Below are 7039 nucleotides of genomic sequence, written 5' to 3' on the forward strand. Positions count from 1 at the left end.
GGCGAGCCGGTGCGGCTCGGGCAGTTCGTCAACGTTGATGCCGACCATTGCCTCACCGAGTCCACGGGAGACCTTTGCGATCATGTCGGGGTCGTCGTGGAAGGTGGTTGCCTTGACGATCGCCGCAGCCCGCTCAGCCGGATTACCTGACTTGAAGATGCCAGAGCCCACAAAGACGCCGTCTGCGCCGAGCTGCATCATCATTGCGGCGTCTGCAGGGGTAGCGATTCCGCCGGCGGTGAAGAGAACAACCGGAAGCTTTCCGGCCCGGGCAACTTCCTTGACCAGGTCGTAGGGCGCCTGCAGTTCTTTGGCCGCCACATACAGCTCGTCCTCGGCCATGGATGACAGCCGGGAAATCTCCGAGCGGATCTTGCGCATGTGCATGGTGGCATTGGAAACATCTCCGGTGCCGGCCTCGCCCTTGGAACGGATCATCGCGGCGCCCTCGCTCAGTCGGCGCAGCGCCTCCCCCAGGTTGGTTGCGCCGCAAACAAACGGAACGGTGAACTTCCACTTATCGATGTGGTTGGTGAAGTCCGCCGGGGTCAGCACCTCGGACTCGTCGATGTAGTCCACGCCCAGTGACTGCAACACCTGGGCTTCCACAAAGTGGCCAATACGGGCCTTTGCCATGACTGGAATGGACACGGCCTCGACAATGCTGTCGATCATGTCGGGGTCGCTCATACGCGAAACGCCGCCCTGTGCGCGGATGTCCGCAGGTACGCGTTCAAGGGCCATCACCGCGACCGCGCCGGCATCTTCGGCGATGCGGGCCTGCTCAGCAGTAACAACGTCCATGATGACGCCGCCTTTGAGCATTTCAGCCATACCGCGCTTGACCCGGTTGCTGCCGGTCTCAGACGTGGTCGAAGTTTCATCAACAGTGGACACAGTTTGCCCTTCGGGGTAGAGAAAAGATAACAACTCATGATACGCCTGACTGCTGGTCCTCAGTGCCGGTGCATGACGCGGCCCGGCCGGGCAGGGGCATTTCTACAGCGGCGGTTTCTGATATCCGTCGTCGGAAGTGAGCGCTTGCTGACGAACAGTCCCCACCCGTTGGATTACCGTGACCAGGCTGGCCAGAGCAAGTAGAACCAGCACAGCCAACAGGACAAACTCGGGCAGTCCGAGTCCGGTCAGTCCGGTGACCACCAGCACAGATACAAGTCGTTCAGCCCGCTCGGCGATACCCACATTGGCTGTGAAGCCCAACGATTCCGCTTTGGCGCGGGCGTAGGAGACAACCATCCCCAGGACCAGGCATGCAACCGCTGAGACGGCAATTGCCGCGTTGTTTCCGGCACCGAAGTACCAAATGGCAACCCCGGCGAAGAGCGCTCCATCCGCCACTCTGTCCAGGGTTGAGTCGAGGAAGTTACCCCAGGCTCCGCTGCGTCCGCGGATCCGCGCCATGATGCCGTCCACCACATCCGAGAAGACAAACAGTGTGATGAACACCGTTCCCCAGAACAGCTCCCCCAGCGGGTAGAACACAAGTGCGCCAATCACCACCCCAAGGGTTCCCACTACTGTCACGGCATCCGGAGACACCTTCCATTTGAGTAACAGGGTGGCCAAAGGTGTGAAGAGGGAAGTGAAGAAACTGCGTGCATACTTGTTCAGCATTTCCTAGGTCTCCCCTTCCCGCGCGGCAGGTGCCGCATCCGTCCACGCAGCGCTGAGCTGCAAACGAACCTCGTCAAGCGTCTGAGTGATGGCTTTCGTCTGCGCGATGATGGGGAAGAAGTTGCCGTCCCCACCCCAGCGGGGAACAACATGGTGATGAAGATGAGCCGCAATCCCTGCACCGCCCGTGGCGCCCTGATTCATTCCCAGGTTGAACCCTGTTGGGCGGGCGACGGCACGTAGTGAACGCATCGCGGTTTGGGTCAGCTCGGCTATCTCCCGGGTTTCGTCCGGGGTGATGTCGGTGTAATCAGCGACATGGCGGTAAGGGCATACAAGCAGGTGTCCGGGATTGTAGGGAAAAAGATTGAGCACAACGTAGGCGGTTTTGCCCCGCCAGACTATGAGCGACTCTTCGTCAGTCCGCGCAGGTGCTACACAGAAGGGGCATTCTTCTTCCGTGCTGAACTGTTCCTGTCCACCCTTGATGTACGCCAAGCGGTGCGGCGTCCACAAGCGCTGGAAGGCATCGGGAACCCCGGCAAGCCCAAAGCTGTCCGTTACGTCCGCGTCTGATGGATGACCGGCGTCGTCGCCGTCCATGAGAGCTACTTTTCCCTGCTGCGCACGGACTCGACAATCCGCTTGACCGCCTCGTCAATGGGAACACCGTTGTCCTGGCTGCCATCCCGAAAACGGAAGGAGACGGCGCCCGCCTCCTGATCGTCGCCGCCTGCGATCAGGACAAACGGAACCTTTTCCTTGCTGGCCGTGCGGATTTTTTTCGGGAACCGGTCGGAGCCAACATCCACCTGTGCGCGGATGCCCTCGGCCTTGAGCTTGTCAACCACATCGAACATGTAGTCGTTAAACGCTTCTGCAACCGGGATTGCCAGCACCTGCACAGGCGCCAGCCAGGCAGGGAACGCTCCGGCGTAGTGCTCTGTCAGGACACCCATGAAGCGCTCGACCGAACCGAAGAGGGCACGATGGATCATCACGGGACGCTGACGTGTGCCGTCCGCTGCCTGATATTCAAGCTCAAACCGTTCCGGCAGGTTGAAGTCCAACTGAATGGTGGACATCTGCCAGGTCCGGCCGATGGCGTCGCGCGCCTGAACGGAAATTTTAGGACCGTAGAACGCTGCTCCACCCGGGTCTGGCACCAATTCCAGGCCGGACTCTTCGGCGACCTCGGCAAGGGTGCGGGTCGCTTCGTCCCAGATTTCGTCGGCACCGACAAACTTCTCTTCGTTCTTGGTGGAGAGCTCGAGATAGAAGTCATCGAGCCCGTAATCCTTGAGCAGACCCAGGACGAAGTTGAGCGTTTCGGTGAGCTCATCCTTCATTTGCCCGCGGGTGCAGTAGATGTGGGCATCATCCTGCGTCATTCCACGCACGCGGGTCAGCCCGTGAACCACACCCGACTTTTCGTACCGGTAGACCGCGCCGAACTCGAACATGCGCAATGGAAGTTCGCGGTAAGAGCGCCCCCGCGAGGCGAAGATCAGGTTGTGCATTGGGCAGTTCATTGGCTTCAGGTAGTAGTCCTGGCCCGGCTTCCGGACAGTTCCGTCCTCACCCAGTTCGGCGTCGATGTGCATCGGGGGGAACATGCCGTCCCTGTACCAGTCCAAATGGCCCGATAGCTCATACAGGTGGCCCTTGGTGATGTGGGGCGTGTAAACAAACTCGTAGCCGGCGTCGACATGCCGCTGACGCGAGTAGTCCTCCATTGCCTTTCGGATGATTCCGCCTTTGGGATGAAACACCGGCAGGCCGGAGCCAAGCTCATCCGGAAAGGAAAAGAGGTCCAGTTCCGTGCCAAGCCGACGGTGGTCGCGGCGCTCTGCCTCTGCCATGCGTTCCTGGTAGGCCTTCAGCTCATCCTTGGTTGGCCACGCCGTTCCGTAGATGCGCTGCAACTGCTTGTTCTTTTCGCTGCCCCGCCAATACGCTGCCGCAGACCGCGTCAGCGAGTATGCGTTCGAGATGAGCTTGGTATTGGGCAGGTGCGGTCCACGGCACAGATCTTTCCATACGACGTCGCCGGTTTTCCGGTCGATGTTGTCGTAGATGGTCAGTTCGCCGGCACCCACCTCGACCGATGCGCCGTCGTCGTCCGTGATGTCGCCGGAGCCGCCTTTCAGGCCGATCAGCTCCAGCTTGTACGGTTCCTCTGCCATCGCTTCACGGGCTTCATCTTCCGTGGCCACGCGGCGGACAAAGAGCTGATTCGCGTTGACGATCTTGAGCATCATCTTCTCGAGCTGCTTCAAGTCATCAGGGGTGAACGGTTCTTCGACGTCGAAGTCAAAGTAGAAGCCGTCGGTAATGTAGGGCCCGATGCCCAGCTTCGCGTCCGGCCGAAGCTGCTGAACGGCCTGCGCCATCACGTGCGCGGCAGAGTGTCTGAGGACTTCCAGTCCGGCAGGTGAGCCGATCGTGACGCCGTCAACCTGCGCGCCGTCCTCGACCGGTTGGTCCAAGTCCTTCAGCTCACCGTTTACGCGCATCACGACGACGTCACGCTGGCCTGTGAACAGGTCCGCGCCGGTGGTGCCTGTAGTCACCCGCTGCTCTTCGCCGTTGACGATGAGGGTGATGACTGGGGGCGCTGACACAGGGTCTCCTTGTACTAGGGGGTCGGGTCTGGTTGGAATACCGTACCGGCGGACGATGGCACCGATCCGGCAAAACGCCGGGTGTTGGCCTCTTTGATGGTATCCGTTGCCTCAGTGCGCGACCAACAGCTCAGCCCTCGTGGATCAGGCGCCCCGGCGCACCTTGAGCTCGTAGTCGATAAAGGCAGCAATCATTGCACGATAGGTTTCCTCCACGACAGTGGGATCCACTCCCTGCTGGTCGGCGTAACTCCGCACGTTGGCGATCACCTGCTCCACGCGTGCGGGTGCCCGGACAGAGGCTTCATCCTGCTTCAAGGCACCGGCCCTGCGCACGAGTCGTTCGCGGCGGGAAATCAGTCCCACCATGTGCTCGTCAACCTCGTTGATGGCAATACGAACCGCTGCGAGCTGCTCCGCATTGGCCCGGGCGGCGATGTCTTTGGCGGTGTTTTTGTCTTGGCTCGGCATTCATAGAGACTACCGACAAACAAAAGACGGACTAAATGGGTTACTCAGCGTTTTGGTTGCTTTGGCGCCGGACTTGCTGCCGGTTCGGGGAATTGATCGCCAGGACATCTCGTTGGAAGAGGTGATGAAGCTACAGCGGCTTCGCGCATCTACATTCAAGGAGCACCGTGGACTACACCCCCGAAGCCGGAACCATCACCATGTTCTCCACAACGTGGTGCGGTTACTGCCGCAGGCTGAAGTCACAGTTGGATGCCCAAGGCATCGGCTACCAGGAAATCAACATCGAAGAGGTCGAAGGCACCGCTGAACTGGTCGCATCACTCAATGGTGGCAACCAGACGGTACCGACTGTGCTCTTTCCAGACGGCACTTCCGCGACCAATCCATCGGCCTCAGAGGTGAAATCGCGCATCGCCGCGTAGCAAAGCTCCCCCGCCGCCGGAGCACTTGGCGCGACTTAGCAACCACCCGACCCACCGGCATCACATCCCACCGGCCCTTCACTGGGCGCGACTTAGCAACCACCCGACCCCACGGGGCCTTCACTTAAAAGGGCGGGGGCGGTTCGGGGAAGGTGGTGTAGGTTCTCCCTGCCAGTGAGGTCATCTGGACGATCCCTGATTCAGGCTGTGCATCACCCCAAAAACCTTCCGTTTTGAGCATGTGATGCAGTTTGCACCTCGGCCTGAGGTTACAGAGATCCGTGCAGCCTCCCGCGGCCCAAGGTGTGGTGTGATCGATTTCGCAGACCTGCGAAGACCTGTTGCAGCCGGGATGGATACAGGTGGGATTAACGATCCTCACCAAGTCCTGCAACGGCTTGGGCGGCCGGTATCTGTCCCTGCCCAGTCCGAGCACCACACCGGTTTCCGGATGCGTGAGGATCCTTGCGAATGACGGCGCGTGGCCGGCCAACTTGCGGGCGGTGTCCGGATCGATTGGACCATAACCCTCAAGCAGCCCGGGCGCACAGCGCTCCACAGCAGAAACCCCATCGATCCCCACGCACTCGCACAAATCCCTCAAACCGGCCGAATCAGGGCGGCCTCGAGCCCGATCGACTCGATTTCCACCGCCGGTGCAGCCCGCGGCGTGTCTGCCGAGCAGGGTCATGGCCGGGACAGTGACAAAAACCCTTGCGCCGACGCCGCGGTGGCCGGTGCCTTGTTTCGGATCTCCGGTACAGGTGTGGGTGAGGACATCTGTGAACACGTCCGCACGCAGTTGGGACAGCGTGCGGACTTCCTCCGGACTCTGCAGGGCACGCGCGGCGGCATCGACCCGGTTGTAGATCCCGAGAGCCTGTTCCGCCGGCAGGTAGGCATTCAGCCATGCCATCCCGTCCTGGCTGGCCTCAACGGTGACGCCCCGGTCCCGGACTGCCTTCTTTTTGCGGGCTGTAATCGACTCCGGGTGCAACTCCTCCCGCAAACGCCGGCATCGTGCGCCGAGTTTGGGCCGGGTCAGCCCGGCGGCCGTCCGAAGGACCTGCTCCTCAAAAACAGGAAGTGCCTCCGCGGGCAGGGTGCCGGACTGCTCGACAATTACCTGGGCCTGTACTGCGCTGAGTTCACCCGCATCGAGCGCATCCCATACTGCGGGCAGCTCCTCGCTCAGCCGGAGCCCTTCCCCCAGCAGACGATGCGCCGTGCCGCTGGGCACTCTCAACAGGGGCGCAATCTCCTCGGCAGCCAACATAAAGCTCAGCGGCGGCCGCGATTCACCGGTCCGGGATGCCTCATGCCCATCCACTTGATGAAACACCTGTGCCATCAAAGCTGCCTGCCGGGCAGCCACCCAAGACGCCAACCGGTCGGCAGCCCGCAGGAGATCCAAAGCATCAGGCAACCCCAGCAGCCAGGGATTCCGGTTGCCCAGCATCCGCACCAACGACTCCGGACCCGCTGCCTCCACGCGGTCACGTTCCTCATCATCCACCGTGGAGTCCAGGGTGAACCCGTTTTCATACGCACGCGGCCCGGGACAGAACAGACCATTGCAAAAAGCAGATGGCGGACATTCACACCGCGCACGCCGGGCGCCGTCATCGATCCCTACCCCCGTGCCGCCGCCGATCCGCGCGCCGACCTCACCGCCGCCGGTGCCGTTGCCGATGCCGCCGTCATTGCCGGCCGTCTCCTCCACTAGCTGCTGAACCATACCTACAGTCCATCACCCGCCACCGACATTATTACCCGACCTCACATTCGAACACGTTGTGCCCACAGCCGACACTCGGGGGATCGCGTCGGTACCGGGTCTCCACGCAGCCGCAAGCGGCTTCGGTCGACCACCGGGCGATGGCA

Annotated in this window: 7 protein-coding genes; 1 reads left to right on the forward strand and 6 read right to left on the reverse strand. The window is 61.4% G+C overall.

Going from position 1 to position 7039, the window contains the following annotated elements:
- The 5 genes from pdxS to Y708_RS0117550 form a co-directional block, all read right to left on the reverse strand.
- A partial coding sequence (gene pdxS, locus Y708_RS25995; RefSeq protein WP_035776738.1) for a pyridoxal 5'-phosphate synthase lyase subunit PdxS occupies positions 1 to 897 on the reverse strand: 897 nt, incomplete at its 3' end.
- 102 nt (positions 898 to 999) lie between these two features.
- Positions 1000 to 1635 (reverse strand): phosphatidylinositol phosphate synthase, encoded by a 636-nt coding sequence (gene pgsA / locus Y708_RS0117535; RefSeq protein WP_028280934.1) that lies wholly within the window; start codon positions 1633 to 1635, stop codon positions 1000 to 1002.
- Positions 1636 to 1638: 3 nt separating this feature from the next.
- Entirely contained in the window at positions 1639 to 2238 is a 600-nt protein-coding gene (locus Y708_RS0117540; protein WP_028280935.1) for an HIT family protein, read from the reverse strand.
- Between the two features lie 5 nt (positions 2239 to 2243).
- A complete protein-coding gene (gene thrS / locus Y708_RS0117545; protein WP_028280936.1) occupies positions 2244 to 4259 on the reverse strand; it encodes a threonine--tRNA ligase in 2016 nt (671 codons plus the stop codon).
- A 144-nt stretch (positions 4260 to 4403) separates the two neighbouring features.
- On the reverse strand, positions 4404 to 4730 hold the full coding sequence (locus Y708_RS0117550) for a chorismate mutase (RefSeq protein WP_035776739.1): 327 nt from the start codon (positions 4728 to 4730) through the stop codon (positions 4404 to 4406).
- A 167-nt stretch (positions 4731 to 4897) separates the two neighbouring features.
- On the opposite strand from Y708_RS0117550, the gene Y708_RS0117555 reads away from it, so the two are divergent.
- Positions 4898 to 5155, forward strand: coding sequence for a mycoredoxin (locus tag Y708_RS0117555; RefSeq protein ID WP_028280938.1), 258 nt, complete (start codon positions 4898 to 4900; stop codon positions 5153 to 5155).
- Between the two features lie 124 nt (positions 5156 to 5279).
- On the opposite strand, the gene Y708_RS0117560 is transcribed toward Y708_RS0117555, so the two are convergent.
- Positions 5280 to 6893, reverse strand: a complete 1614-nt coding sequence (locus Y708_RS0117560; protein ID WP_028280939.1) for an HNH endonuclease signature motif containing protein — start codon at positions 6891 to 6893, stop codon at positions 5280 to 5282.
- Positions 6894 to 7039: the final 146 nt, after the last annotated feature.

Origin of the sequence: Arthrobacter sp. H5, from assembly GCF_000520595.1 — a bacterium.
In the GTDB taxonomy this organism is placed as follows: Bacteria; Actinomycetota; Actinomycetes; order Actinomycetales; family Micrococcaceae; genus Arthrobacter_D.

Excerpts from the sequence above, each read along its gene's own strand:
- pgsA (WP_028280934.1), bottom strand. The coding sequence starts at position 1,635 with ATGCTGAACAAGTATGCACGCAGTTTCTTCACTTCCCTCTTCACACCT.
- Y708_RS0117540 (WP_028280935.1), bottom strand. The coding sequence starts at position 2,238 with ATGGACGGCGACGACGCCGGTCATCCATCAGACGCGGACGTAACGGAC.
- Y708_RS0117550 (WP_035776739.1), bottom strand. The coding sequence starts at position 4,730 with ATGCCGAGCCAAGACAAAAACACCGCCAAAGACATCGCCGCCCGGGCC.
- Y708_RS0117560 (WP_028280939.1), bottom strand. The coding sequence starts at position 6,893 with ATGGTTCAGCAGCTAGTGGAGGAGACGGCCGGCAATGACGGCGGCATC.